The sequence below is a fragment of the Pandoraea sp. genome (assembly GCF_004297875.1).
GTDB lineage: Bacteria > Pseudomonadota > Gammaproteobacteria > Burkholderiales > Burkholderiaceae > Pandoraea.
On sequence record NZ_SCSK01000065.1, the window covers coordinates 1 to 23,576 of the forward strand.

The 23,576-nt window shown below is 63.7% G+C and carries 26 protein-coding genes; 20 read left to right on the top strand and 6 right to left on the bottom strand.

All coding sequences use genetic code 11. From position 1 onward, the window contains the following. Positions 1-107: 107 nt before the first annotated feature. Positions 108-728: a DUF6528 family protein gene (locus EPN80_RS18810; RefSeq protein ID WP_293030932.1), complete on the bottom strand. Its 621-nt coding sequence runs from the start codon at positions 726-728 to the stop codon at positions 108-110. A 360-nt stretch (positions 729-1,088) separates the two neighbouring features. Here EPN80_RS18810 and EPN80_RS18815 point away from each other — a divergent pair, with 360 nt between their 5' ends. The 4 genes from EPN80_RS18815 to EPN80_RS18830 are packed head-to-tail and all read left to right on the top strand — an operon-like array spanning position 1,089 to position 5,070. Beyond that, entirely contained in the window at positions 1,089-2,240 is a 1,152-nt protein-coding gene (locus EPN80_RS18815) for an ABC transporter substrate-binding protein (RefSeq protein ID WP_293030935.1), read from the top strand. Positions 2,241-2,300: 60 nt separating this feature from the next. Then, the gene (locus EPN80_RS18820) at positions 2,301-3,116 is read left to right on the top strand and encodes an enoyl-CoA hydratase/isomerase family protein (RefSeq protein ID WP_293030938.1); all 816 of its coding nucleotides are present in this window, start codon (positions 2,301-2,303) and stop codon (positions 3,114-3,116) included. Between the two features lie 58 nt (positions 3,117-3,174). Further along, positions 3,175-3,798 (top strand): PhaM family polyhydroxyalkanoate granule multifunctional regulatory protein, encoded by a 624-nt coding sequence (locus EPN80_RS18825; RefSeq protein WP_293030941.1) that lies wholly within the window; start codon positions 3,175-3,177, stop codon positions 3,796-3,798. A gap of 57 nt (positions 3,799-3,855) precedes the next feature. Next, positions 3,856-5,070, top strand: a complete 1,215-nt coding sequence (locus EPN80_RS18830; RefSeq protein WP_293030944.1) for a patatin-like phospholipase family protein — start codon at positions 3,856-3,858, stop codon at positions 5,068-5,070. Positions 5,071-5,089: 19 nt separating this feature from the next. On the opposite strand, the gene EPN80_RS18835 is transcribed toward EPN80_RS18830, so the two are convergent. Then, positions 5,090-5,533 carry a nuclear transport factor 2 family protein gene (locus EPN80_RS18835; RefSeq protein ID WP_293030947.1) on the bottom strand — a complete coding sequence of 148 codons (444 nt, stop codon included), beginning with the start codon at positions 5,531-5,533 and terminating at the stop codon, positions 5,090-5,092. A gap of 447 nt (positions 5,534-5,980) precedes the next feature. Here EPN80_RS18835 and EPN80_RS18840 point away from each other — a divergent pair, with 447 nt between their 5' ends. The 3 genes from EPN80_RS18840 to EPN80_RS18850 all read left to right on the top strand — a co-directional run bounded on the left by EPN80_RS18840 (position 5,981) and on the right by EPN80_RS18850 (position 8,463). Continuing rightward, a complete protein-coding gene (locus EPN80_RS18840; protein WP_293030950.1) occupies positions 5,981-6,853 on the top strand; it encodes a ferritin-like domain-containing protein in 873 nt (290 codons plus the stop codon). Between the two features lie 111 nt (positions 6,854-6,964). Further along, positions 6,965-7,444, top strand: coding sequence for a D-glycero-beta-D-manno-heptose 1-phosphate adenylyltransferase (gene rfaE2 / locus EPN80_RS18845; RefSeq protein WP_293030953.1), 480 nt, complete (start codon positions 6,965-6,967; stop codon positions 7,442-7,444). Next, entirely contained in the window at positions 7,441-8,463 is a 1,023-nt protein-coding gene (locus EPN80_RS18850) for an asparaginase (protein WP_293030956.1), read from the top strand. Before rfaE2 ends, EPN80_RS18850 begins: the two co-directional genes overlap by 4 nt. A 15-nt stretch (positions 8,464-8,478) precedes the next feature. Here EPN80_RS18850 and EPN80_RS18855 read toward each other — a convergent pair whose 3' ends face one another. From EPN80_RS18855 to EPN80_RS18865, 3 genes are read right to left on the bottom strand one after another with little or no spacing between them, the layout of a single operon-like run. Next, positions 8,479-9,267 carry an SPOR domain-containing protein gene (locus EPN80_RS18855; protein WP_293030959.1) on the bottom strand — a complete coding sequence of 263 codons (789 nt, stop codon included), beginning with the start codon at positions 9,265-9,267 and terminating at the stop codon, positions 8,479-8,481. Beyond that, positions 9,264-10,088 (bottom strand): type III pantothenate kinase, encoded by an 825-nt coding sequence (locus tag EPN80_RS18860; protein WP_293030963.1) that lies wholly within the window; start codon positions 10,086-10,088, stop codon positions 9,264-9,266. The genes EPN80_RS18855 and EPN80_RS18860 overlap by 4 nt, the downstream gene beginning before the upstream one ends. Then, entirely contained in the window at positions 10,085-11,008 is a 924-nt protein-coding gene (locus EPN80_RS18865) for a biotin--[acetyl-CoA-carboxylase] ligase (RefSeq protein WP_293030965.1), read from the bottom strand. Before EPN80_RS18865 ends, EPN80_RS18860 begins: the two co-directional genes overlap by 4 nt. A 98-nt stretch (positions 11,009-11,106) precedes the next feature. On the opposite strand from EPN80_RS18865, the gene EPN80_RS18870 reads away from it, so the two are divergent. The 8 genes from EPN80_RS18870 to EPN80_RS18905 all read left to right on the top strand — a co-directional run bounded on the left by EPN80_RS18870 (position 11,107) and on the right by EPN80_RS18905 (position 18,015). Beyond that, positions 11,107-12,228: an ABC transporter permease gene (locus EPN80_RS18870; RefSeq protein ID WP_293030967.1), complete on the top strand. Its 1,122-nt coding sequence runs from the start codon at positions 11,107-11,109 to the stop codon at positions 12,226-12,228. Continuing rightward, positions 12,225-13,067 carry an ATP-binding cassette domain-containing protein gene (locus EPN80_RS18875; RefSeq protein ID WP_293030970.1) on the top strand — a complete coding sequence of 281 codons (843 nt, stop codon included), beginning with the start codon at positions 12,225-12,227 and terminating at the stop codon, positions 13,065-13,067. The genes EPN80_RS18870 and EPN80_RS18875 overlap by 4 nt, the downstream gene beginning before the upstream one ends. After that, positions 13,057-14,019 carry an MlaD family protein gene (locus EPN80_RS18880; RefSeq protein ID WP_293030973.1) on the top strand — a complete coding sequence of 321 codons (963 nt, stop codon included), beginning with the start codon at positions 13,057-13,059 and terminating at the stop codon, positions 14,017-14,019. Before EPN80_RS18875 ends, EPN80_RS18880 begins: the two co-directional genes overlap by 11 nt. A gap of 10 nt (positions 14,020-14,029) precedes the next feature. Then, positions 14,030-14,635 carry an ABC-type transport auxiliary lipoprotein family protein gene (locus tag EPN80_RS18885; RefSeq protein WP_293030976.1) on the top strand — a complete coding sequence of 202 codons (606 nt, stop codon included), beginning with the start codon at positions 14,030-14,032 and terminating at the stop codon, positions 14,633-14,635. A gap of 34 nt (positions 14,636-14,669) precedes the next feature. Continuing rightward, the gene (locus tag EPN80_RS18890) at positions 14,670-15,827 is read left to right on the top strand and encodes a VanZ family protein (protein WP_293030979.1); all 1,158 of its coding nucleotides are present in this window, start codon (positions 14,670-14,672) and stop codon (positions 15,825-15,827) included. Between the two features lie 92 nt (positions 15,828-15,919). Next, a complete protein-coding gene (locus EPN80_RS18895; protein ID WP_293031081.1) occupies positions 15,920-16,246 on the top strand; it encodes a (2Fe-2S) ferredoxin domain-containing protein in 327 nt (108 codons plus the stop codon). A 214-nt stretch (positions 16,247-16,460) separates the two neighbouring features. Continuing rightward, positions 16,461-17,633: a D-alanyl-D-alanine carboxypeptidase family protein gene (locus EPN80_RS18900; RefSeq protein WP_293030982.1), complete on the top strand. Its 1,173-nt coding sequence runs from the start codon at positions 16,461-16,463 to the stop codon at positions 17,631-17,633. Positions 17,634-17,745: 112 nt separating this feature from the next. After that, a complete protein-coding gene (locus EPN80_RS18905; protein WP_047215168.1) occupies positions 17,746-18,015 on the top strand; it encodes a DUF493 family protein in 270 nt (89 codons plus the stop codon). A gap of 28 nt (positions 18,016-18,043) precedes the next feature. Here the strand turns inward: EPN80_RS18905 and EPN80_RS18910 are convergent, their stop codons facing one another. Next, on the bottom strand, positions 18,044-18,979 hold the full coding sequence (locus tag EPN80_RS18910; RefSeq protein ID WP_293030987.1) for a transcriptional regulator GcvA: 936 nt from the start codon (positions 18,977-18,979) through the stop codon (positions 18,044-18,046). 99 nt (positions 18,980-19,078) lie between these two features. Between EPN80_RS18910 and EPN80_RS18915 the strand changes: the two genes are divergently transcribed. The 5 genes from EPN80_RS18915 (at position 19,079) to EPN80_RS18935 (ending at position 23,540) form a co-directional block, all read left to right on the top strand. Further along, on the top strand, positions 19,079-19,408 hold the full coding sequence (locus EPN80_RS18915) for a DUF2917 domain-containing protein (protein ID WP_293030990.1): 330 nt from the start codon (positions 19,079-19,081) through the stop codon (positions 19,406-19,408). A gap of 70 nt (positions 19,409-19,478) precedes the next feature. Next, the gene (gene lipB / locus EPN80_RS18920) at positions 19,479-20,153 is read left to right on the top strand and encodes a lipoyl(octanoyl) transferase LipB (protein WP_293030993.1); all 675 of its coding nucleotides are present in this window, start codon (positions 19,479-19,481) and stop codon (positions 20,151-20,153) included. Between the two features lie 44 nt (positions 20,154-20,197). Continuing rightward, positions 20,198-21,205: a lipoyl synthase gene (gene lipA, locus EPN80_RS18925; protein ID WP_293030995.1), complete on the top strand. Its 1,008-nt coding sequence runs from the start codon at positions 20,198-20,200 to the stop codon at positions 21,203-21,205. A gap of 37 nt (positions 21,206-21,242) precedes the next feature. Continuing rightward, positions 21,243-22,448, top strand: coding sequence for a glycosyltransferase family 9 protein (locus EPN80_RS18930; RefSeq protein ID WP_293030998.1), 1,206 nt, complete (start codon positions 21,243-21,245; stop codon positions 22,446-22,448). 225 nt (positions 22,449-22,673) lie between these two features. Beyond that, entirely contained in the window at positions 22,674-23,540 is an 867-nt protein-coding gene (locus tag EPN80_RS18935; RefSeq protein WP_293031001.1) for an N-formylglutamate amidohydrolase, read from the top strand. The last annotated feature ends 36 nt before the right edge of the window (positions 23,541-23,576 follow it).

Below are 23,576 nucleotides of genomic sequence, written 5' to 3' on the forward strand. Positions count from 1 at the left end.
CCGTAGCGCTTGCGCATGACGGCCTCAAGATCGGTACGTTGTTCGCTCGTCAGCATCGTTCTTTGCATGCCCAAGCATATGGGCATCAAACATCCAATTTCAATGATTCAATGCACTAGCGCGTAAAGCCGTTCGCTGCGCTGGTCCCACACGACGCCGTGTGCGAAATCCAGTTCGTACCATTTCGACTGCGCCATCGGCTGGTGCACGTCGCGCGCGTCGCCCGGTTTGATCAGAAGGTACAGATAGCCATTCGAATCGGCGATGACCACGTTGCCGTCGGGTAGCACCTCGGCGCTGTGCACGTTCATCGAATCGGCGCCGTCGCCGGTCAACTCGCGATGAAACAGCACCCTGGCCGGCGCGTTCTTCGGCTTGCGCTCGTCATAGGCGATGATGATGGCCCCGCTGTCCGTGTCCAGCAGCAGGGCCTTTTGTCCGTCGTAAGTCACGGGTTTGATTTCCGACGACGTGCCGAGCACCAGGTCGCCCGAATCCCATACCATGTCCCTGTCGCTGACCGCATGCGTTGCGCCGCGTACCTGCTGCGGATCCAATGCAACGCGGTAGGCCCGCACTTTGTAGGTTTTGCGGCCGTCCTTGAGTGAGGTTGGCTCCTTGTCGGGAAATGCCACGGTGAAGTCGACCGTTGGTGCGGCCGTAGCGGTCGCGCCGGCCAGGTAACTGGCGACGAGCAGACAAATGACGAACAGTTTGCGCATATGCATGAGAAGGGAATATCGGGGCAGGTTGGACGGTCAGGTGCGCGGCCATTGGCGTGCCTGGTGCTGAAATCTCGAGACGTTTCGCATGCCGGACCAATCGTGATCGCGGTGTTCGAGCGGCGTTGCACTGAAGTGGCGGCGACGCGAGCCGGCATCGGAAATTTACCTTAGCCAGCCGCGGAGAAACAACAACGCAACGGTGCAGAAATCTCTGTATTTAGGACAGGAAAATGCATTGGCGACTCGCCGCCGGCGCGCCGGCCGGCGTACGGTCGGTGAGACTCGTACGGGTCTACCCTGATGCCGGGCGGCAGGGAGTGAGTTATTCTTTTACTCCTAAACTATATATTGAGGGGATCCTGAATGCGTGTTTCTTCGTTGCATACTCTGGCTGCCGCGCTGCTGCTGACCGTGGCGGGCACTGCCGCTGCGCAGATCAAGATCGGCGCGGTCCTGTCGATGACCGGTCCGGCAGCTTCGCTGGGCATTCCGGCGCGCAATACGATTGCCTTGCTGCCGCATGAAATCGGCGGACAGCAGGTGCAGTACATCGTGCTCGACGATGCCTCGGACACCACCGCCGCGGTGCGAGACACGAAGAAACTGATCAACGACGATCACGTGGATGCCATTATCGGTTCGTCGATTACGCCGAACTCCCTGGCGATGATCGACGTGGTGGCCGAAGCCAAGACGCCGATGATTTCGCTGGCCTCCTCGGCGCATATCATCGAACCGATGGACGCCAAGCGGGCCTGGGTCTTCAAGACGCCGCAGACCGACACGCAGATGGCTTCGGCAATTATTCAGCACGCCAGCGATCGCGGCGTGAAGACGATCGCGTATATCGGGCAGAACGATGCACTTGGGCAGTCGTTTTACGACGCGATCGCCAAGTTCGCCGCCCTGCATCAAATCAAGATCGTCGCCAACGAACGCTTCAACCGGACCGATCCGAGCGTGTTGGGCCAGGTGTTGCATATCCTGGAGGTCAAGCCGGGCGCGGTGGTGGTGGGTGCGGCGGGCACCCCGGCTGCCTTGCCGCCGCGCACGCTGGTCGAGCGTGGTTACAAGGGCCTGATCTATCACAACTATGGCGTGGCCAATAACGATTTCCTGCGCGTGTGCGGCGCGGATTGCAACGGCACCTATCTGGCCGCGAGCCCGGTGGTGGTCGCCGCGCAGTTGCCCGACAATAACCCGGCCAAGGCGCCGGCCCTGAATTACACTAAAGTGTATGACGCCAAATACGGCCCGGGTTCGGTGTCGGAATTTGGATCGTACACATGGGACGCAGGTTTGCTGCTGCAACACGCCATTCCGCAGGCATTGAAGAAGGCCAAGCCGGGCACGGCCGAGTTCCGTCAGGCGCTGCGCGATGCGCTGGAGTCGACCGATGGCCTGCACGTGAGCAACGGTGTGGTCAACATGAGCAAGACCGACCACCAAGGGCTGGATCAGCGCTCCCGTGTGATGGTGGAGATCGAACACGGCAAGTGGGTGCTGGTGAAGTAAGCGCCCGCTGCGCCGGATCGGATATCCCCGCTGCGGCGGGGATTTTTTATGGAGTCAAGCATGGATTACGCTGATTATCACGCGCTGGAGTTCAAGCGGCATCCCGATGGGATCCTCGAGTTGATCATGAACGGGACCGGCGCCAACCGCAGCGGTCTGGCGACCGCCGACCAGGCAATGCATCGCGAACTGGCCGACGTCTGGCGTGATATCGATCGCGATACCGAGACCCGTGTGGTGGTGATCCGCGGCGAGGGAAAGGGGTTCTCGGGCGGCGGGGATCTTGGGTTGGTGGAGGAAATGGCGAACGATTTCGACGTGCGCGCGCGCGTCTGGCGCGAGGCGCGTGATCTGGTCTACAACGTGATCAATTGCAGCAAGCCGATCGTCTCGGCCATGCATGGGCCGGCCGTCGGTGCAGGGCTGGTGGCGGGGCTGCTGGCCGATATTTCGATTGTCGCCAGGAATGCCCGCATCATCGACGGCCACACCAGGCTGGGTGTCGCCGCGGGCGACCATGCGGCGATCGTTTGGCCGTTGCTGTGCGGCATGGCCAAGGCCAAGTATTACCTGCTGCTGTGCGAGCCGGTCAGCGGCGAGGAGGCTGAACGCATCGGTCTGGTCTCGCTGGCAGTCGACGAGTCCGAACTGTTGCCCAAGGCGTTCGAAGTTGCCGGCAAACTCGCCCACGGCTCGCAAAGCGCGGTGCGCTGGACCAAATACGCGCTCAACAATTGGCTGCGTGCGGCCGGTCCGGCTTTCGATACCTCGCTGGCGCTCGAATTCATGGGATTCTCCGGACCGGACGTGAAGGAGGGCATCGCTTCGCTGCGTGAGCGCCGTGCCCCCGGATTCGCCCCGGATGCGCCGTTTTGAACATCGCGGCGTATGATGTAATGAGTACCATTTGATAACGTCCTTGCGGGAGACAACGATGAGCGACGCATCCGCTGCATTGCCGAACGGCTTCGAGATTCTCCAGAAAATGTGGGAGGCCTTTACGCCGCCGTCGGCGTTTACCGCGCCCTTGACCCAATTGATGGAAAGCAGCGCGCCGCTGCTGAGCCCGGAAGAACTGGAAAAGCGCATCGCCGAAATGCGGGCGGTCGAACAGTGGCTGACACTCAACGTCAATATGTTGCGCTCGACGATTCAGGCTTTCGAGGTTCAGCGCGCCACGTACGCCACGTTGCGCTCGTTCGGTGCGAGCCTTGGGGCGGCCGCGCAGGGTATGCAGGGCAAGGCGCAAGCCGCGCCGAGCCAGGCCAGCGAACCTGCCGCGCCAGCGCCGGAGTCAGCGGGCGAGGCGGGTGCGGGCGGCGCTGCGGCCGCCGGCCAGTCGCCCTTCGCCGAGGCGGCGTCGGCCTATGCCGCGCTGGACCCGAATCTCTGGTGGAATGCCGTGCGTGATCAGTTCGAGCAGATCGCCGCCGCAGCGCAATCCGCATCGGCAGCGTCGGCCCCGTCGGCAGCGAAGCCTGCCGCGAAGGCGGCGGCCAAGGGCGCGGGCAGGAAGACAGCGGATAAATCGCCGCGCAAGCCGGCTGGCGCGGCCTGATCCGCGGGAGCGGCCGGGCACTGGCCGATGTCGATCGGCCAATCAGCGGGAGCGAGTATGGCGGGGCCGACAACGGCACTGGTGCTGATGGGCGGCGGCGCGCGCGCCGCCTACCAGGTTGGCGTGCTCAAAGGCATCGCCGCCATCATGCGCGAACTCGCGCCGGCGCGCCGGGCGTTGCCTTTCTCGGTGATTTGCGGCACCTCTGCCGGAGCCATCAATGCCACTGCCGTGGCCTGCCGCGCCGACGACTTTCAGGCGGGTATCGCCGACCTGGTGCAGGTCTGGGAGGGGTTTCATGCCGACCAGGTGTTTCGCGCGGACTCGCTCGGCATCATGGCGGTCGGCTCGCGCTGGTTGACCGCCTTGTCGCTGGGCTGGGCGCTGCGACGCGCACCCCGATCGTTGTTCGATTGCTCGCCGCTGGCCGAACTGCTGCGCCGGGCGATGGACCTGGATCGTCTGGAGCGCATTTTCCGCACTGGCATGTTGCATGCGCTGTCGATCACCGCGTTGAGTTATTCGTCCGGCCAGCATGTCACTTTTTACCAAGGCGCCCAACCGATTCAACCGTGGGTGCGCACCCAACGCATTGCGCGCCAGGTGCGGCTGAGCGTCGAGCATCTGCTTGCTTCCAGCGCGATCCCCTTCCTGTTTCCGGCAGTGCCCCTCGAACTGGACGGGCATCTGGAATATTTCGGCGATGGATCCATGCGCCAGATCGCGCCGCTCAGCCCGCCAATTCATCTTGGCGCCTCGCGGATTCTGGTGATCGGCGCGGCCCATGCGCAATATGGCGTGGACAGCAGCGGCGAGCCGGCGCCCGGCTATCCGAGTCTGGCGCAAATTGGCGGCCAGGCGCTTGCCAGCGTGTTTCTCGATGGCCTGAGCGCCGACGTCGAGCGTCTGAACCATATCAATAATGTGCTGCGTTACGTTGCCGACGCCGACCTGAGCGGCAGCGGCTGGCGACCGGTCGAGGTCCTGGTGATCGCGCCCAGCCAGCGCATCGAGCCCATCGCGGCGCGCCACATCAAATGCCTGCCGGTTCCGGTGCGCGCGATTTTGCGAGGACTGGGCGCGGCCGATGCGCCGGGCGCGGCATTCGCCAGTTATTTGCTGTTCGAGTCGGAGTACACCCGGGAATTGATCGCGCTGGGCGAGGCCGATACGTTCGCGCAGCGCGACAAGGTCGAACTTTGGCTGGGTGGACCGAAGGCCGTTGCGCCGGGCGCTTCGGGCGGCGCGCCGCCGGCGATGGCCGCCGATTGAGCGCGACGCCGCGCCGGCTTCACTGCGCAGCGCTGGCGCGGCGGCGAAGAAAACGCATGAGCGTGCCGAGCACCGGCAGTTTCTCGTAGAGCTCCTCGGCCGCATCCCAATAATCGCGATGGTAAGCAACGCGGCCGTCGGCGGCCAGGCGCAGATGCGTGGCGCCGCGAATCTGCTGCGCGTCGTGCTGCCGATGTTTCAAGTGGAAATGAAAATTCCACGCCAGAAAAACCTGGTGTCCCTGCACGATCGTGGCGGTCACCTCGAAGCGCGGGGCATCCACCTGGGTGAACATGTGTGTGAAGATCCCGGCGATCTGTTGAACGTTGCGCACCTCGTTGAACGGATCCTTGAAATATGCGGTGCTGACATAAAATTCACCCAGATTGGCGATACTCTGCAGCGTCAGCGTTTCGAAGAAGCGAATCAGCCGATTCACGGCCGCTGTGTGATCGATTTCCATGGGCGTTTCTGTGCCGAAAAGACGGCGAGCGGATGCGTCAATGCCAACGCTAAGGCAGCGGTCATGACTTGGCAAGCCAGGAGCGGCATGCGAACTGCAGCCGGTGCGCCGCCCAGGCGGGAATGGAATCGGGTTGATTGGGAATTTTATGTTATTATTCAAAGGTTTGTCTTGGATTTTTGGGTGATCCGGGCAAATATCTTTGACAAGGCATCATTTCCTTGGTGGTTACCAGGTTCCCGGGCGGCGGGCAATCGCCGCGTGCTCGGGACGGTGTTGGCGGGCAGGTTGGGCAGGTGGATTGACCGACTCACTCTCATTGGGGCGCGGGAGGGCAGCGCCCGGATGTCGCGTGCGGCATCTAAAACACTGCTATTTGCGTAAACTTCATTAAGAATTGAGATCGGTGATGTGGAAGGCTTTGGCCTTCTTCTTGGGGGTAATGAAATGGACGGAATGTTGTATCCCGAGCTATACAGGTCGCTGGAGGCCGTGCGATGGAACATGGAAAAGGATATTCCATGGAGCCAGTTCGACGCATCCTTGCTGTCCGACGAGCAGGCTCGCACGATCAAGATGAACGCCATCACGGAATGGGCGGCGCTGCCGGCCACCGAGATGTTTCTGCGGGACAATCACGACGACAGCGATTTCTCGGCGTTCATGAGCATCTGGTTCTTCGAGGAGCAGAAACATTCGCTGGTACTGATGGAGTATCTGCGTCGCTTCCGGCCGGATCTGATGCCGACCGAGGAGGAACTGCACGCGGTGCGCTTCCCGTTCGACCCGGCGCCGCCGCTCGAAACCCTGATGCTGCATTTCTGCGGTGAAATCCGCTTGAATCATTGGTATCGCCGCGCTGCCGAGTGGCACACCGAACCGGTGATCAAATGCATCTATGAAACCATTTCGCGTGATGAAGCCCGTCACGGCGGCGCTTATCTGCGCTACATGAAGAAAGCCATGACGCGCTTTGGCGATACGGCGCGCTCGGCGTTCGCCAAGATCGGCGTGCTGATGGCTTCTGCGCGGCGCACGGAAAAACCGCTGCACCCGACCAACCTGCACGTCAACAAAGAAATGTTCCCGAACGACACGGTGCAGTCGAAGCTGCCCGACCCGACATGGCTGGAGCATTGGCTCGACGAGCAGATCAAATTCGACGATGGCTGGGAGAAAAAGGTCGTCGACCGGATTCTGCACAATCTGTCTTTGCTGTTCGAGCGCAGCTTCTCGACGGCGCAGGATCTGAACCGCTATCGCAAGGAAATCACGACCCGTCTGGGCAACGCGATCCAGAACGCCGCGCACTCGGCGTGAGCGGCTCGACGCGCGAGGTTGTCAAGGGGGCCTGCGGGCCCCTTTTTTATTGACGGATCGAGCGTTGGGCATGGGACAATAGCGCCGATTCCTCTTTCACGTACATTTTCGATGAGCGCTGATTTCGAGAGCAAAATCACCACGCGCGAGGCGCTGTGCGCGCGCCGCTCGGCATTGCCGGGTCCGCTGGTGTTCACCAATGGCGTGTTCGATATTCTGCATCGCGGGCATGTGACTTATTTGGCCCAGGCGCGGGCGCTGGGCGCCTGTCTCGTGGTTGGGGTCAACAGCGACGCGTCGGTACGAACTCTCGGCAAAGGGGATGACCGCCCGGTGAATTCGCTCGACGACCGCATGGCACTGCTGGCCGCGCTGGCCAGCGTCGATTGGGTCGTGCCGTTCGAAGAGCGCACGCCCTACGAATTGATCGAGGCGCTGCACCCGGACATTCTCGTCAAGGGCGGCGATTACGATATGGAGCGGCTGGCCGAAACCACGCTGGTGCGCGGCTGGGGCGGGCGGGCCCTGGCGATTCCGTTCGATTACGACCGCTCCACGACGGCGCTGCTGCGCAAAGTGAGGCAATCATGACATTGGCGCCGCTGGTTGAAATCACGCGTGGCGCGCAGGGGCGCGACACGGTCGAATGCGTCCATTACGGCGCGGTGGCGGTGGTCGATGCGCACGGCCGCCTGCAATACGCCGCCGGAGATCCCGAATTTCTGACGTTCACGCGCTCCACGCTCAAACCGTTTCAGGCGTTACCCTTTATGGCGGGCGGCGGACCCGCGCATTTCTCGCTGGACTCCAGCGAATTGGCGATGTTGTGCGCCAGCCATTCGGGTGAGGCCATGCATGTGCACGCGGTTGCAAGCCTGCTCGACAAAAGCGGTTGCGACGAGCATCACCTGCAATGCGGGTGTCACGTGCCGACCTATTATGCGAGTGTCGGCGAGCCGGTGCCGGCCGATTTGCGACTGACGCCGTTGCATCACAATTGCTCCGGCAAGCATGCCGGGTTCCTGGCGTACTGCGTGCAGCACGGCTTGCCGCTCGATTCCTATCTCGACCCGGCTCATCCGCTGCAACGCGAGATCCGGCGCGCCGTCGCTGATGTGACGGTGGTCGATAGCGAGGCGCTGCCCATGGGTATCGACGGGTGCTCGGCGCCGAATTACGCATTGCCGCTCAGTCATTTGGCCACCGCCTATGCGCGTCTGGCGCAGGCAGAGCCGCAGTCGAGCCATGGCGCCGGCCTGGCCGAGCTTTACGCCGCCATGACAAGCCATCCCGAGCTGGTCTCGGGAACCAATCGCAACGATCTGGCGTTCATGCGCACGATGCCGGGCGACTGGGTCGCAAAAATCGGCGCCGACGGAGTTCAGGCACTGGGGATCCGGTCTGCCGGACTGGGCATCGCCATCAAGACGGTCGACGGCAATATGCGCGCGCTATATACGGCGGCCGTCGAGGTGCTGGTTCAACTGGGTTTGGTGAAAGACCCGATGCAAACGCCGCTTGCCCCCTGGGTGCGGCCCCAACTCACCAACGCGCGCGGACTGCGCACCGGGGAAGTCCGGCCCGTGCTCGCATTGCGTCGGGTGACCTGAGCGCGACGTGGCGCGTTACTGCGCCGCGCACTGCTGCACCGCCGTTGCCGGCCATTGCTGGTGCACCATGGCGATGAGCGAGGTAGCCGTTGTCTTGCTGAGATTGGTCACGCGGTAGGACAGCTGGCTGCCGTTCGCGGCCTTGGCGGTGACCAGTGGTGCGAACCCCTTCTTTCTCAGCGCGTCGGCCAATCGTTCTGCTCGGGCTTTTTCATTGAACAGGCCGAGCGATATCGCGAATCCCGTCTTGTCCTGGCTGCCGAGCACGTAGTACTCGGTGACTCCGGCTTGACGCAGCCGGGCCGCCAATTGATCCGCCTCGGCGTGGCTGCCGACGTCCGGCAGGTGAATCCACCACCGCGCAACGCTGGGCACGCTTTGCAGGTCGCCTTGCCCGGCTGGCATGGTGGCCAGAATCAGCCCCTTGGCCTGGGTTGCCTCGGCTGCGCTGAGCGGGCCGATTTCCACGCAATCGGCCAGTACGCCGGGTGCCGCCGGCGCCGACGCTTGTGATGGAGCGCCGGCCGACGGCGCGGTTTGCGCCGGCGAGGCCGGTGTTGGCGGCGTTGGCGCCAGCGGCGTCGCCACCGGCGGCGCCGGGAGCGGCACGGCACTGGCAATGGCTGGCGTGGCGAGCGCCACACTCACGCCGGGTGGCAAAACCCGCAGTCTTTCCGGATGAATCTGCCGCGCCAGCCGCCCGGGGTCGCGTTCGCCATTGCCCACCGGCAACCAGCCCAATTGAGCTGCAAGCAAACCCGCGTTGACGAGCAGCAGCCCGACCAGCAATGACGCGCGAATCATAGTGTATGGCTTTCCAAAGACGCGTTTGATTCCGAGGCGGCAATTTCGAACAGACCGGCCAGGACCAGATTGTCGTGCTCGGTGTGAGGTATGCAAAGATGGGTCGACAGCCACTGCCCCGCGCCCCCTGTCAACACGCAGCGCACCTCACCGAGGCGCGCGCGCAGTGCGGCGTAACTGCGTTCGATCAGACCCGCCTGGGCCGCCAGGCAGCCGGCGAGCATGGCCGCTCGCGTGTCGGTCGCGAACGGCGCGTCGGCCAGCTGCGCGGGCAGCACGGTGGGCAGTTGCGCGGTGCCTTTGGCCAGCGACGTCAACATCAAGGCCGGTCCGGGGGCGATCAATCCCCCAAGAAAGTCACCAGTGGCGCTCAGACTCTCCAGCGTCGCGGCCGTGCCCAGCGTGGCCACCAGCAAATGCTCACCGGGGAATGCTGCGCGCGCGCCGATCAGCGTCGCCCAGCGATCGCAGCCCAACTGGGCGGGGTCGGTGTAATGGTTGACGATGCCGCACTGCGCAGCCTGGGCCCGGATGCTGTGCAGGCGGGGTGCGGGCGCCGCGTGCCCCCAGAGTTGTCGCAAGGCGCCGCGCAATGCCTGTTCGGCCGCAGCGCCGGCGACGTTGGATAGCCAGATGTGTTGCGGCGCCATGGCCGTCGCTGCCGCCAGTTGCTCGGTGAGCGCCGGCCAGTCATGCTGGGCAACCGCGCCGCTGGCCAAATAGGCCGGCCGGCCAGGTTGCCGGTTTTGCGGCGCCGGCATGGGCGCCAGCGCCCACTTGAGACGGGTATTGCCGGCGTCGATCAGGAGCGCGTGGTTCACGAGCGCTCCCGGGGCCGCAGCGAAACCTGTCCGCTGGTGATGAGCTGCACGCCCTCGGCGGTGCCCAGCCGCAGGCAGCCGCTGTTGTCGACACCCAGCGCAATGCCTTCGGTGTCGCCCATGCCGGGCTGCACCAGTCGCACGGGCTGGCCGGCGAAGCCGTGCAGGGCTTCCCAGGCAGGCCGGAATGCCGCGAAGCCGTCGACGGCAAAGCGCGTCAACATCTGCTCCAACTGGTCGAGAAGAACCGCCAGCGTGTGGGTCATGTCGACTTGCGACAGAATTTCCTCCAGCGCGGCGGGCCGCGTCGCGGTCGGCTCCCGAGGGTGATCGGCCGCCTGGTCGGCCGCCTGGTCGGCCGCCTGGTCGGCGGCCAGTTGCGCATCGAGCGCCAGGGCATTTCGCAGGTTCAGTCCGATGCCGATGACGACCGTGCTGCGCGCCGGCTCCGCCCCTGTCGCTTCGATCAGAATGCCGGCCAGTTTGCGGCCGGCCAGCAAGACGTCGTTGGGCCATTTCAGCGTCAACGCCTGCGGAGCGGTTAGCGGCAGGCGCTGCAGGCCTTCGATCACGGCGACGCCGGTGGCCAGGCTCAGGCCAGCCAATTGCGGCAGCGCGAGGGGCAGGCCGCAGGCTATCGAGAACATCAGGCTGTCGCCGGGCGCCCCGCGCCAGACCCGACCTCGCTGGCCGCGCCCGGCCTCTTGCCGGTACGCCAGCCGCACGGTGGGTGAAACTGGCGGAGCGTTGCGCCAGCGGGTGAGCAAATCGGTATTGGTCGACCCGGTCGCCTCGACCAGCTCGATATCCCAGGCGTTGACCGCGCGGCTCGTCAAGGCCGCCAGGCGGGCGCGATCGATTTGCCGCGTCGGTGCCTGGGCGTCCCTGCTCGAAGAAGAATCGGAAAATGGGGTTGTCATAGGACGGTATTGTAACGGCGGGCCGGCGCCCGGCGGGGGAGGCTTCGGCTTCTGGCATACAATGGCGAAGCTCAATTTCGTGTCGGGAGAAACCAGCATTGGAGCGTGACATTCCGCCGAGCCTGGAACTCAAGCAAGATGCGCAAGGCCACGTCGTGGTGTTGCAAGGCCTGTGGACCGCTTTCGCGCTGGCGCGCCGCAAGAAAACCGTGGTGCGCCTGGTGCGAGCCTTGCCATCGGGCGAGCTCGGCTGGGATCTCAGTGCCGTGGAGCGGCTCGATCATGTCGGCGCCCAGGCACTGTGGCGCTACTGGCAACGGCGCCTGCCTGCGCGCATCGTCCTGAGCGAAAACCAGCAAACCATGTTCGAGCGTCTGGCGGCGTTCGACCAGCGTCGCGAAACGCCCAAGCCGCCGCCGCATATCGACATTGTCAGCCGGCTCGGGCTGGCCTTGTTCTCGCTCGTCGATCACCTGCGCGGCGGCGTCACGATGCTGGGCCAGTTCGTGCTTGATTTGATGCGCGTAGCGCGGCATCCGTTGCGTGGACCGTGGCGGGAAATTTCCGCCAATATTTACAGCACGGGGACCCAGGCGCTGGGCATTACAGCGCTGGTGGCATTCCTGATCGGCATTGTGCTGTCGTATCTGTCCGCCCAGCAATTGAAGGTGTTCGGCGCCAGCACCTTCATTGTCAATATCCTCGGCCTGTCCGTGATTCGCGAGCTCGGGCCGGTGCTCTCGGCGATTCTGGTCGCGGGACGCTCGGGCTCGGCGATCACCGCGCAACTCGGCGTCATGCGCGTGACCGAGGAGCTCGATGCGATGCGGGTGATGGATATTCCTCACGGACTCCGACTGATTCTGCCGAAGGTGATCGCGCTTGGCATTTCGATGCCGCTGCTGGTGATGTGGACCAACATCATTGCGCTGATCGGCGGCATGGTGGCCGCGAACGCCGCGCTCGGCATTGGCTACCATTACTTCATTTTCGCTTTGCCGGGCGCGGTTCCGCTGGCCAATCTCTGGATTGGTCTGGGCAAAGGGGTGGTGTTCGGCATGCTGATCGCGTTCGTCGCCTGCCATTTCGGCTTGCGCATCAAGCCGAATACCCGCAGCCTGGGCGAGGGCACCACGACCTCGGTGGTCACCTCCATTACAGTGGTGATCCTGGCTGACGCTATTTTTGCCATCGTATTCTCCGGCGTGGGTGTCCGATGAGTTCGCTTCGCCCATCCGCCGACCAGCCCGCCGAGACCGTCATCGAGGTGCGTGAGCTGTGCAAGCGCTACGGCAGCACGGTCATTCACGATCATCTCGATCTGACGGTCTACCGCGGTGAAGTGATTGCGCTGGTGGGGGGATCCGGTTCGGGCAAGACCACGCTGGTGCGCCAGATCATCGGACTGGAGGCGCCGAGCAGCGGTCACGTCACGGTGCTTGGACACGATATCACCAATGCCGACGAGATGACGGTGCACCTGCTGCGGCGCCGCACCGGCATGCTGTTCCAGCATGGCGCCCTGTTTTCCGCGTTGAACGTGTTCGACAATATCGCACAGCCGTTGCGCGAGCTGCATACAGTGCCCGAAGATTTGATCAACGACGTGGTGATGCTCAAGCTCGATATGGTGGGGCTGCCGTGCAGGGCGGCCACGCTGATGCCCTCCGAACTCTCGGGGGGCATGATCAAGCGCGTCGGCATTGCCCGTGCATTGTCGATGGAGCCCGAATTGCTGTTTCTGGACGAGCCGACCGCCGGGCTCGATCCGCAGGCCTCCGACGAGTTCGTTTCGTTGATCGGCGATCTGCATCGTGAACTGGGCCTGACCGTGGTGATGGTGACGCACGATCTCGATACCATGGTGCTGCTATCGACCCGCGTGGCGGTACTGGCCGAGCGCCGGGTACTGGTCAATGCACCGGTCGAAGATGTGGTGCGGGTCGATCATCCTTTCATTCACGACTACTTCCTCGGCGCGCGGGGCCGCCGGGCGCTCGGAGCATTACCGCCCCAGCGTCGTGCCGCGCTCTCGGAGATATTGCAAGATGGAAAATAAATCCCATGCCTTCCTGGCGGGCCTGTTCACCATCGGCCTGGTGGCCGCAGTGATCCTGACGCTGCTGTGGTTCAATCGCGACAATACCGAGCGCGTGCCCTACGATTTGATCTCCCGCAGCAACGTCAACGGACTCAATCCCGAAGCGGCGGTGCGCTACCGTGGCCTGGACGTGGGCAAGGTCCAGAGCATTCACTTCGATCCCGCCAATCCGGGGCAGATCGTGATCCGCATCCTGGTCAACAAGGACGCGCCGATGACGCACTCGACCTTTGCCAATCTCGGGTTCCAGGGCGTGACCGGCATTGCTTACGTGCAACTGGACGATACCGGCCGCGACAAGACGCCGCTGGTCTCGACGCCGGCACACGTGGCGCGCCTCTACATGCGGCCGAGTTTTCTCGATGAATTGCAGCAGCGCGGCACGACCTTGCTGAACCAGGTGCAACAGCTGAGCACGTCGCTCAATCGACTTTTCAGCCGGGCCAATCGCGACGAGATGATGAGCATGGTCGCCGGCATCAAATCGGCGGCGGACAATCTCAGTGACCTGACCGGCAAGCTGGCGCCGGCGGCGCAGCAATTGCCGCAGACGCTCGACACACTCGACCGCACGCTGGCTTCGACCAACCGGCTGGCGACCGAACTATCGGATCCGCACGGGCCGCTCACGCGCAATTTGAACAGCATTGGCCAGGCCGCCAGCCAGGCGACGGCGAGTCTGTCGGCGCTGCAGCAGACCACCATCGAGCTGAGCGGCACGCTGGAGCAAGAGTCGCTGCCGCGTTTTAACGTGCTGAGCGATCAGGCCCGCACGACCATGCAGTCATTGGGCGCTGCCGCCGACACCGTCAGCCGCAATCCCCGCAGCCTGCTGTTCGGTGTCACACCGCCGACCCCTGGCCCGGGCGAGAGCGGCTTTGCGTGGCCGTCAACCGTTCCGCAAAATTGAGAGTCGATCCATGAAACGACTGTGCCTTCTCTTCGCGTGTGCCGCTGCGCTTCTGTTGTCCGCATGCGCCAGCGGCCCATTGCCAGCGAATATCGAGCGCTTTGATCTCGGGCCGCCGCCGGTGGCTGCGCCTGGATCGCCGGCGAGCTCCGGGCGTACCCTGGCGCCGATCAAAGTCATGGTGGCGGCGCCCACCTGGCTCGACCAGGAATCGATGTACTACCGCCTGCCGGGCGCCGACGGCGACCAGGCGCGTGCCTATGCCGACAGCCGTTGGCTGGCGCCGCCCCAGCGCCTGTTCGGCGAGCGCCTGCGAGCGCGGCTGGCGAGCCAGCGCAGCGTGCTCAATGCCGGCGACCCGGTGGCGGCGCCGCTGCTGAAGATCGAGCTGGACGAATTCACGCAGGTGTTCGACAGCCGTAGCCGCAGTCACGGCGCGGTCGTGCTGCGCGCCAGTGTTTTCGATCGTGACAAACTGGTCGCGCAAACCACCCTGCATGTCACTCGACCGGCGCCTAGCAACGACGCCCGCGGCGGCGTGGCTGCATTGCGAGCTGCTACCGACGCGGCCCAGGCCGAACTGGTGCGGTGGCTCGCCACCGTGCCGCTGTCGTGATGCGCGGCAGGCGCGAACCGTGAGCGGGGGGTCGGTGAAACCCTGGCAGCGCCGCGCTTCGCCGTTGGTGCGCCAGGCCCTGCTGGCCCTGGTGGTGCTGATGGTCTACGCCAGCCTGTATCCGTTCGACTGGCAGGGCGCCACGGTCGGCCCGTTCGATTTCGTGCTGGCGCCGTTGCCGCGTTATCTGACCTGGTTCGACGTGATCGTCAACGTGCTCGGCTATCTGCCGCTGGGCATCGCCGTGGTTCTGGCATTGCATCCGGCCTGGCGCGGCGCCAGGGCCGTATTTGCGGCATTTGCCGCGGGGCTTGTGCTGTCGGGGGCGATGGAGTCCTTGCAGACCTATTTGCCGTCACGCGTGTCGTCCAACGTCGATCTGGCGACCAACGCGTTGGGCGCGCTGATCGGCGGTGCGATTGCCGCGCCGCTGGCCAGTCCGTTGCTCGATCGCGGCTGGCTGCGCCATTGGCGTCTGGCCTGGTTCGACCGGCGCGCCAGCGCCGCACTGGCGCTGCTTGGCCTGTGGCCGCTGGCGCAGGCCTATCCGCAGCAATTTCTGTTCGGCACGGGCGCCCTGGTGCGCCAGATCTGGTTGAGCCTGGACCCCGGCGCGACCGGCACGCTGCTTGGCTGGGTGCCCGGGTTGGCGCGCCTGCAACGCTATGTCGCGACCCTCGATCCGATCACCGGACAGTTTGCCTGGGAGACCATGGTGGCAGCCAGCGGCACGCTCGTGGCGGGCCTGTTGCCGACCCTGTCGATGCGCCGCGCGGCGCCGCGTTTGCGCCTGATACTGGCCTTGCTGAGCGCAGGAATCGCCGTCAAGACGGCTGCCGCCGCGCTGCAATTTTCCCCGGCCCAGGCATTTGACTGGGTGACGCCGGGCGCCGTGCTGGGCCTGACGAGCGGTTTGGTTCTTCTTCTGCTGACGGTCCGGCTGCCGCGCGGCATGCGGGGTGGCGTTGCCCTGCTGGCCCTGTCGGCGGGTTTGTTGCTGGTCAATGTGCTGCCGGCCAACCCCTACTATCAGATGGCGCTCGATGCGTGGCGCCAGGGACAATATCTGCATTTCAACGTGCTGGCGCGGTGGATCGATTTGATCTGGCCCTATTTGGCGCTGGTTTATTTGTTGGCGATGTTCGACCCGACTCACCGGGGTCACCCCAGACTCCCGCCGGACAGGCCGTGAGCCGCCTGTCCAGGCATGGCGCACTGATTTTGCGTGGCTCGGTTAGAATGGATCGTATCCATTGATATCGCATGCTTAGGCCCCCTTTTCCCATGTCCCAGTATTACCGGCATCACGTTTTCTTTTGCCTGAACCAGCGCGAGCCCGATGCGCCGCGTCCGAGTTGCGCGAACTGCAACGCGCAAGCGATGCAGGAGTATGCGAAAAAGCGCGTCAAGGCCCTCGGCCTGGCGGGGCCGGGCCAGGTGCGCATCAACAAGGCCGGTTGCCTGGACCGATGCGAAGACGGGCCGACCGTGGTGGTTTATCCGGAAGGTGTCTGGTACACCTACGTGGACGAAACCGATATCGACGAGATCGTCGATAGTCATCTGGTCAACGGCAAGATCGTTGAACGCCTGCTGATCGATGCTCCCTGACGGGTTTTCATCGAACGGCTGAGCGGCGAAGCCCGGCAGGCGCGCAAAAGTGCCGGTTGGACTGGCTCGGAACATCTCATGGTGTCGGCCCAGGTGCGGGGAATATCATTCGCTGAACTAATGGTTGGTGTGGATTGTCTGACGGCGGCGCCCCCGCCGAAGTAGTCAGACATTCGATGGCTACTGCCTTAGCACCCTGTTTCGTGAATCGCCAATGAATATTTCCACCGCGTTTTCCCGCGTCGCTTGCGTTGCGACGCTCGTTGCCGTTTCGTTGACTGCGCAGGCGCAGGTTCCGCCACCGCCGATGAGCGCCAAGGCTTGGCTGATCAGCGATCTGACGAGTGGCCAGATCCTGGCGCAAGGCAATCCCGATAAGCGCATCCCGCCCGCTTCGCTGGCCAAACTGATGACTTCTTATCTGGTGTTCGAGGCACTCAAGAATAAAAGTATCTCGATGACTCAGACGGTGCGGCCAAGCGAGTCCGTGCGCTCGGTCGGGGCTGACGAATCGCGCACCTTCATCGAAGCGGGCAAACCGGTCAGCGTGCATGATCTGGTGTACGGCATGATCGTGCAGTCGGGCAACGACGCGACGATTGCGCTGGCCGAGCTGATTGGCGGTTCACAGGCGAACTTCGTCAACATGATGAATCATGAGGCCAAGCGGCTGGGACTGAAGAATACGCATTATGTGAATGTCGACGGCCTGCCCGATCCGCAGAACTACACGACGGTTGCCGACCTGGCGATTCTGTCGGCCCGGTTGATCGAGGATTTTCCCGAGTACTACCCGATTTATGCGGTCAAGTCGTTCACCTATAACCATATTCGTCAATGGAACCGGAATCGCCTGTTGTTCCTGGATCCGACGGTCGACGGTCTCAAGACCGGGCATACCGAGGAGGCGGGCTATTGTCTGATTGCCTCCGCGCATCGGCCCATGCCGAATGTGCCGGGTGTGGATCGACGCGTGCTGGCCATCGCAGTGGGCAACACCACCGAACGTGCCCGGGTGCAGGACACGCTCAGCGCGTTGAACTACGCCTATCAGAGCTTCGACACGCTGCGCGTGTATGGGGCGGGCCAGGCGATCGCCCAGCCGCGCATCTGGAAAGGCCGGGCCAATACCGTCGCGATCGGCGTCGACAAGGACACCTTCGTCACCCTTCCCAAGGGGCTGGGCGATAAAATCAAGCCTGTGCTGGAAGTGCGCGCGCCGCTGATCGCGCCGTTGGCCAAGGGTGCGGTGGTCGGTACGGTGAACATCACGGCCGATGGCAAGCAGGTCGCTTCGTTCCCGGTGGTGGCGCTGCAGGATGTGCCGCAGGCCGGCATTCTGGGACGTGCTTGGGATGCCCTGCGATTGAAGTTCTTGAAAAAGTGAGAATCGGCCCGCATCAATGGCATCCAGGATCGGCATCGGCGGCGCCCCCCATGCCGGGCCAAATTTTTTGTAAGCTGTTGCGCGCCAGGCTTGGGCGCGCCAAGGAAAACCCATGAGTCCCGTCAACGAAACCCTGCTCGAATTCCCGTGCGATTTTCCCATCAAGGTGATGGGCAGGATGCAGCCTGAGTTTGCGCAAAGCATTGCTCAACTGATGCAGCAATTCGATGCCGAGTTCGACGCCGCGCGCATTGAAATGCGGCCGTCCCGGGCGGGCAATTACCTCGGTCTGACGGTGACCGTGCGAGCGACGAGCCGCGCCCATCTCGACGATATCTACCGCGCCTTGACCGCTCATCCGATGGTGACCGTGGTGTTGTGACGGTGCCCGCGGCGTCTGGCCGCGTGGTTCAGGCGGCAATCGTGTGCGCCCGCTCCAGTTGCATGTATTCGGTACGGAACAGGGCGATTTCGTCCATGAACCAGTCACGGAATGCGCTCACCCGTTGGGTCTTGAGCAGTGCGGGCGGGCACGCGAAATAATAGTCCCACGCATAGGCGCTATCGATGTCGAACAGCCGCACGAGCCGGCCGGCGGCCAGGTCGTTGGTGGCGAGCGACCGCCGCACCAGGGCCACGCCCTGGCCGTCGATCGCGGCCTGCAGCATCATTGCCGAATCCTCGTAGAGAATGCCGCTGCGCGGCTCCGGGATATCGTGAATGCCGGCGGCTTCGAACCAGGGCTGCCAGGGTTCGTCGACCGAGCGCAGCAGGGAGCAGTGACGTAAATCGCCGGGCTGGACCGGAAGCTTTCCGCCGTTGAAACCGGGACTGCAGGCAGGGAAAAACACTTCGTCCAGCACCTTCTCCGCGTGCAGGCCGGGCCACGTTCCATTGCCGAGTCGGATGACGACGTCGACGTCGTCCCTGGTGAAATCGATCAGCGATATGCTGCAGCGCAGTTCCACCTCGAGTTGCGGGTGCAGTTCGATAAAGCGTCCGATGCGCGGCGTCAGCCAGCGGGCTGCGAACGACGGCATGGTGCTCAGGACCAGCCGCCGCTCGTGACGGGCGCCGGCGCGCAGCGCCTGGGTCGCCCGGGCGATATCGAGCAGCGCGTCGCGCACGCAGGCCGCGTAGGTGCGGCCCGCCGGCGTCAGGCTGATGCGCTTGCCGTGCCGCGCGAACAACGGCGTGCCCAGTTCTTCCTCGAGTGCCCGGATTTGGTGGCTGATCGCGCCGTGCGTGACGAATAACTCTTCCGCGGCGCGCGAGAAGCTCTCCTGGCGGGCGGCCGCCTCGAATGCGCGCAGCGCGCCAAGATTCGGGAGCTTGCGAATGTCCATGTGAAAAATATTGACAAGAAAGGAAAAATTTATCCTTTGGCGGTAGACGCGTCAAGTCATATTATCAACACATCGACCAACACGACGTGGAGCCCCAAAATGACAAATAAACTAACAAGTATTCAATACGTTTACACCCTCCGGCAGGAGGACGTTCTGGCGCTGAACGTGTCGAGCGCGCATACGCTGACGGCAGGCCAGACGCGTCTTTGGGTCACGCGTGCGGGTGATGCGACCGATTACTGGCTGGAGCCCGGCGAATCTCTTCAACTGGCGCCGCGCCGGCAGCACTGGGTCTCGGCGGAAGCGTCTGGCGACATTCTCATTGGGCGAGCCACGCCACGCCGCCTGGGATTGTGGCGCCAGTTGCTCGCCCGCGCGCGGCATCTGCGTCGCGCCGCACCGCAGCGTTGCGGCGCGCCGACCTGAGCGCGCACCTTTTTCGCGCCGACGGGCCTGACTCCGAGCGCGCTCGGGTGGGTTTCGCTAAACTAGCTGGATGACTTCCTCGATTGACGTGTGCTGGCGCGGCACCGAAGATTACCAGCGCAGTTTCGACGCGATGCGCGCCTATACGGACGCACGCGAGCCCGATACCCGCGACCAGCTCTGGCTGGTCGAACACCCCGCCGTCTATACGCTGGGTCTGGCCGGCGATCCCGCCCATCTGTTGCTGGCCGATACCGGCATCCCGCTGGTCAAGGTGGATCGTGGCGGGCAAATCACCTATCACGGTCCGGGGCAGGTCGTCGCCTACACCCTGATCGATCTGCGGCGACGCAAGTTGATGGTCAGGGAGTTCGTCAATCTGATCGAGCAGGCGGCGATCGACACGCTGGCGGCGTATAATCTCGCGGGTGAGCGCAAAGCCGGCGCGCCGGGGATTTACGTGGCCCCGACTGTCGCCCAGGATCCTTATCGCGGCGCCAAAATCGCAGCGCTGGGACTGAAGATCCGCAACGGGTGCAGCTACCATGGCGTCAGTTTGAACGTGGCCATGGATCTGCGCCCGTTTTCCTGGATCAACCCGTGCGGCTACGCCGGCTTGCAAACCATTGACATGGCCACGCTCGGCGTGACCGCCGGCTGGAACGAGGTGGCGCAAAAGCTGGCCGAACGGCTGTCTTTTCATCTTGAACAGCATACCTTGCGGCTCGCCTCGCTGGCGGGCTGAGTTTTTTTGCCTGCGGGATGCCGCGCCGCGGGATTGGACGCTTTATGACGAATACCGTGTCACCCAACGATAGCCAATCTTCCTCGCAGGAAGTCCGCAGTATCGACGGCCCTTACGATGCGTCGGCCAAGCAGAAGTCGCAGGCCAAGACGGCGCGTATCCCGATCAAGATCGTGCCGGCGGAAAAACTCAAGAAGCCCGAGTGGATTCGCGTCAAGGCCGCCACCGGGAACTCGCGGTTTTACGAAATCAAACAGATTCTGCGTGATCACAATCTGCACACGGTTTGCGAGGAGGCCAGTTGCCCGAATATCGGCGAATGCTTCGGCAAGGGCACGGCCACCTTCATGATCATGGGCGACAAATGCACGCGCCGCTGCCCGTTCTGCGACGTCGGTCACGGCCGCCCCGATCCGCTGGATGAGGCGGAACCGCTGAATCTGGCCAAGACTATCGCCGCCCTGAAGCTGAAATATGTCGTGATCACCAGCGTCGATCGCGATGACCTGCGCGACGGCGGGGCGCAGCATTTCGTCGATTGCATCCGGCAAGTGCGCGAGCATTCGCCGGCAACCCGCATCGAAATTCTGACGCCGGATTTTCGGGGGCGTCTGGATCGGGCCCTGGGCATTCTGAATGCCGCGCCGCCCGACGTGATGAATCACAATCTCGAGACAGTGCCGCGCCTGTACAAGGAAGCCCGGCCCGGGTCCGACTATCAGCATTCGCTGAATCTGCTCAAGGAGTTCAAGCGGCTGCATCCGGATGTACCGGCCAAATCGGGCCTGATGGTCGGCCTGGGCGAGACCGACGAGGAGATTCTGCAGGTAATGCGCGACTTGCGGGCCCACGATGTCGATATGCTGACGATCGGCCAGTACCTGCAACCATCCGAGCATCACCTGCCGGTGCGTCGCTATGTGACCCCCGAGACTTTCAAGATGTTCGAGGAAGAGGCGCTCAAAATGGGGTTCTCGCATGCGGCAGTCGGCGCGATGGTGCGCTCGAGCTACCACGCCGACGTGCAGGCGCACGAAGCCGGTGTAGTGTGACGCTGGCGCATCGATCGATTTTTGCTTCCGCTACTCGATGAGCCTGAATGCGCTTCTCAAGCGAGGGCCGTTTGCCAAGGCACCGGCGCGAATCCTGGTCGTCTGCACGCGCCGGATCGGCGACGTCCTGCTGACTACACCGCTGATCCGGTCCCTGAAGAAGAAATGGCCCGGCGCGTCCATCGATATGCTCGTATTTCGCGGCACGGAGGGTGTGCTCAAAGGCAATCCGGATCTGCATGAAGTGATTGCCGTGGCGCATCGGCAGCCATGGCGCCAAACGCTGCGGGATCTGGGCGCGATCCGGCGGAAATACGATATCGCGATCACGCCGATGTCGTCCGACCGCTCGCGCATGTACCTTTGGGTGAGCGGCCGGTGGCGCCTGGGCGTGGTGGAAGCGAAGCTGCGCGACTGGCCCAAGCGGCTGATGCTCAGCCGCGCCATGACGATCCCCGACAATGGGTCGCATGTGGTGCAGGACGCCATGCGCATTGCCCGCGAGATGGCGGCCGTGCCCACCGGCGAGGTTGTGCCGCCGGTGCCGACCGAGGCAGAACGGCAACAGTTGCGGCAGTCGCTCGCGCCTCTGGCTGGACGCGCTTACGCTGTGCTGCACCTGCGACCGAAATATCGCTACAAGATGTGGACCGACGAGGGCTGGTTTGCGCTGGCGCAGTGGCTGCAGCAGCGCGGCTTGGCGGTCGTCCTCACGGGCGGCGGCGATGCCGATGAGCTGAACTACGTCGAGGCGCTGGCGCAGCGCTTGCCGGGCATGCTGAATCTGGCCGGCAAGCTTAGTTTTGCCCAAACGGCTGCATTGATCGCATCGGCCGAACTCTATGTGGGTCCGGACACGGCGACCACGCATACGGCCGCAGCCACCGGAACGCCGGTGGTCACGATGTTCGGGCCGACCCCGCCGGATCGGTGGGGGCCGTGGCCGCACACCTGGGATTCGCTGGACAATCCGTGGCAACGGCGTGGCAGCGCCCATCGAGGCAACGTCTATCTTGTGCAGGGTCCGGGCGAATGCGTGCCATGCGGGGAGGAGGGCTGTGACCGGCATATCGATAGTGACAGCGCTTGCCTGAAAAATTTACCTGCCTCGCAGGTGATTGCGGCCGCCCAAGTGATGCTCGATCTCAAACGCCGCCAGCCAGGGGTCGGCGATGCCGAACGTGCTGTGTCGGCTGCTGGCGATACGGCCCAGAGCGTCACTGCGCCACGCGCTGCGCGGTGACGCATCTCCTCGTGCAACCGCTCGGCTGATTTTATTTGCGTCGGTACGCGGCCGGCAACGCTCCACTGGGGGCGCATGCGCACGCGTTTTGGACCAGTCTCCCATCAACGGGCAACTCGAGCGGGGCGGCGACGCGTTTCGGGCCTAGAATGCCGGTATTGGCATGTGCAGGCGGCGGCGATGCGCCGTCGCTCCCGCCAGCGCTGCTTCACCGGAGGGATAACCATGTTGCCCCGTCACGTGGTGGATGGCCGGTATTTTGTCGAGACGCCGCTCGAGGGGCGCGTGCCAGTCGTTTGCGATTCGCCGCATAGCGGGATCGTGTTCCCCGCCGATTTTGCGACGGTCGCCTCGCTCGAGGCGATCTACACTAGTTGGGATGCCCACGTCGACGAACTGTGGGCAGAGGCCCCGCGGTTCGGCGCGGTGTTGCTGGGGGCGCTGTTTCCGCGCGCGTATATCGATCCCAACCGGGCAATTCATGATATCGATCCGGACTTGCTGGCGCAGTTGTGGCCGCATGATGCGCGGCCGGGCGAATGCAGCCAGCGGGGCATCGGCCTGATCAGGCGCTACGCCGCGCCCGGCGTGCCGATGTACGACCGCCGACTAAGCGTGGCCGAAGTCGAGCGCCGCCTGCACGACTACTATCAGCCGTATCGGCAGGCGTTGAGCGACGCGCTGGAGCAGGCGTGGCAGCGCGACGGCATGGTGTGGCACCTGAATTGCCACTCGATGCGCTCGCGTGGTGGCAACTTGAATCGCGACAGCGGGCAGGCTCGCCCCGACGTCGTGATCGGCGACAATCACGGCAGCAGTGCCGATCCGGCGTTTACCCAATGGGTCGTATCACGGTTCGAAGCGATGGGCTATCGGGTTGGGGCGGATCCGCTTCATCAGGGCGGGGATTTGATTCGAATTTACGGCGATCCGCAGCGACAGCGCCACAGCGTGCAAATCGCGATTAATCGCGCACTCTATATGGATGAGACGACGTGCGAGAAGCACGAGGGGTTTGACGTCGTTCAGGAAAATATCGGTCGCTTCCTACGCGAGTTGCGCGACTTCGTCGCGCAGCGGCTTTCGGCGTGAGGCGTGTCCTGCCCGCACCATAAACAAAGTCCCGCG

Coding starts and splice junctions, on each gene's coding strand:
- EPN80_RS18810 (WP_293030932.1), bottom strand. CDS start 728: ATGCATATGCGCAAACTGTTCGTCATTTGTCTGCTCGTCGCCAGTTAC.
- EPN80_RS18815 (WP_293030935.1), top strand. CDS start 1,089: ATGCGTGTTTCTTCGTTGCATACTCTGGCTGCCGCGCTGCTGCTGACC.
- EPN80_RS18820 (WP_293030938.1), top strand. CDS start 2,301: ATGGATTACGCTGATTATCACGCGCTGGAGTTCAAGCGGCATCCCGAT.
- EPN80_RS18825 (WP_293030941.1), top strand. CDS start 3,175: ATGAGCGACGCATCCGCTGCATTGCCGAACGGCTTCGAGATTCTCCAG.
- EPN80_RS18830 (WP_293030944.1), top strand. CDS start 3,856: ATGGCGGGGCCGACAACGGCACTGGTGCTGATGGGCGGCGGCGCGCGC.
- EPN80_RS18835 (WP_293030947.1), bottom strand. CDS start 5,533: ATGGAAATCGATCACACAGCGGCCGTGAATCGGCTGATTCGCTTCTTC.
- EPN80_RS18840 (WP_293030950.1), top strand. CDS start 5,981: ATGGACGGAATGTTGTATCCCGAGCTATACAGGTCGCTGGAGGCCGTG.
- rfaE2 (WP_293030953.1), top strand. CDS start 6,965: ATGAGCGCTGATTTCGAGAGCAAAATCACCACGCGCGAGGCGCTGTGC.
- EPN80_RS18850 (WP_293030956.1), top strand. CDS start 7,441: ATGACATTGGCGCCGCTGGTTGAAATCACGCGTGGCGCGCAGGGGCGC.
- EPN80_RS18855 (WP_293030959.1), bottom strand. CDS start 9,267: ATGATTCGCGCGTCATTGCTGGTCGGGCTGCTGCTCGTCAACGCGGGT.
- EPN80_RS18865 (WP_293030965.1), bottom strand. CDS start 11,008: ATGACAACCCCATTTTCCGATTCTTCTTCGAGCAGGGACGCCCAGGCA.
- EPN80_RS18875 (WP_293030970.1), top strand. CDS start 12,225: ATGAGTTCGCTTCGCCCATCCGCCGACCAGCCCGCCGAGACCGTCATC.
- EPN80_RS18880 (WP_293030973.1), top strand. CDS start 13,057: ATGGAAAATAAATCCCATGCCTTCCTGGCGGGCCTGTTCACCATCGGC.
- EPN80_RS18885 (WP_293030976.1), top strand. CDS start 14,030: ATGAAACGACTGTGCCTTCTCTTCGCGTGTGCCGCTGCGCTTCTGTTG.
- EPN80_RS18895 (WP_293031081.1), top strand. CDS start 15,920: ATGTCCCAGTATTACCGGCATCACGTTTTCTTTTGCCTGAACCAGCGC.
- EPN80_RS18900 (WP_293030982.1), top strand. CDS start 16,461: ATGAATATTTCCACCGCGTTTTCCCGCGTCGCTTGCGTTGCGACGCTC.
- EPN80_RS18905 (WP_047215168.1), top strand. CDS start 17,746: ATGAGTCCCGTCAACGAAACCCTGCTCGAATTCCCGTGCGATTTTCCC.
- EPN80_RS18910 (WP_293030987.1), bottom strand. CDS start 18,979: ATGGACATTCGCAAGCTCCCGAATCTTGGCGCGCTGCGCGCATTCGAG.
- EPN80_RS18915 (WP_293030990.1), top strand. CDS start 19,079: ATGACAAATAAACTAACAAGTATTCAATACGTTTACACCCTCCGGCAG.
- lipB (WP_293030993.1), top strand. CDS start 19,479: ATGACTTCCTCGATTGACGTGTGCTGGCGCGGCACCGAAGATTACCAG.
- lipA (WP_293030995.1), top strand. CDS start 20,198: ATGACGAATACCGTGTCACCCAACGATAGCCAATCTTCCTCGCAGGAA.
- EPN80_RS18930 (WP_293030998.1), top strand. CDS start 21,243: ATGAGCCTGAATGCGCTTCTCAAGCGAGGGCCGTTTGCCAAGGCACCG.
- EPN80_RS18935 (WP_293031001.1), top strand. CDS start 22,674: ATGTTGCCCCGTCACGTGGTGGATGGCCGGTATTTTGTCGAGACGCCG.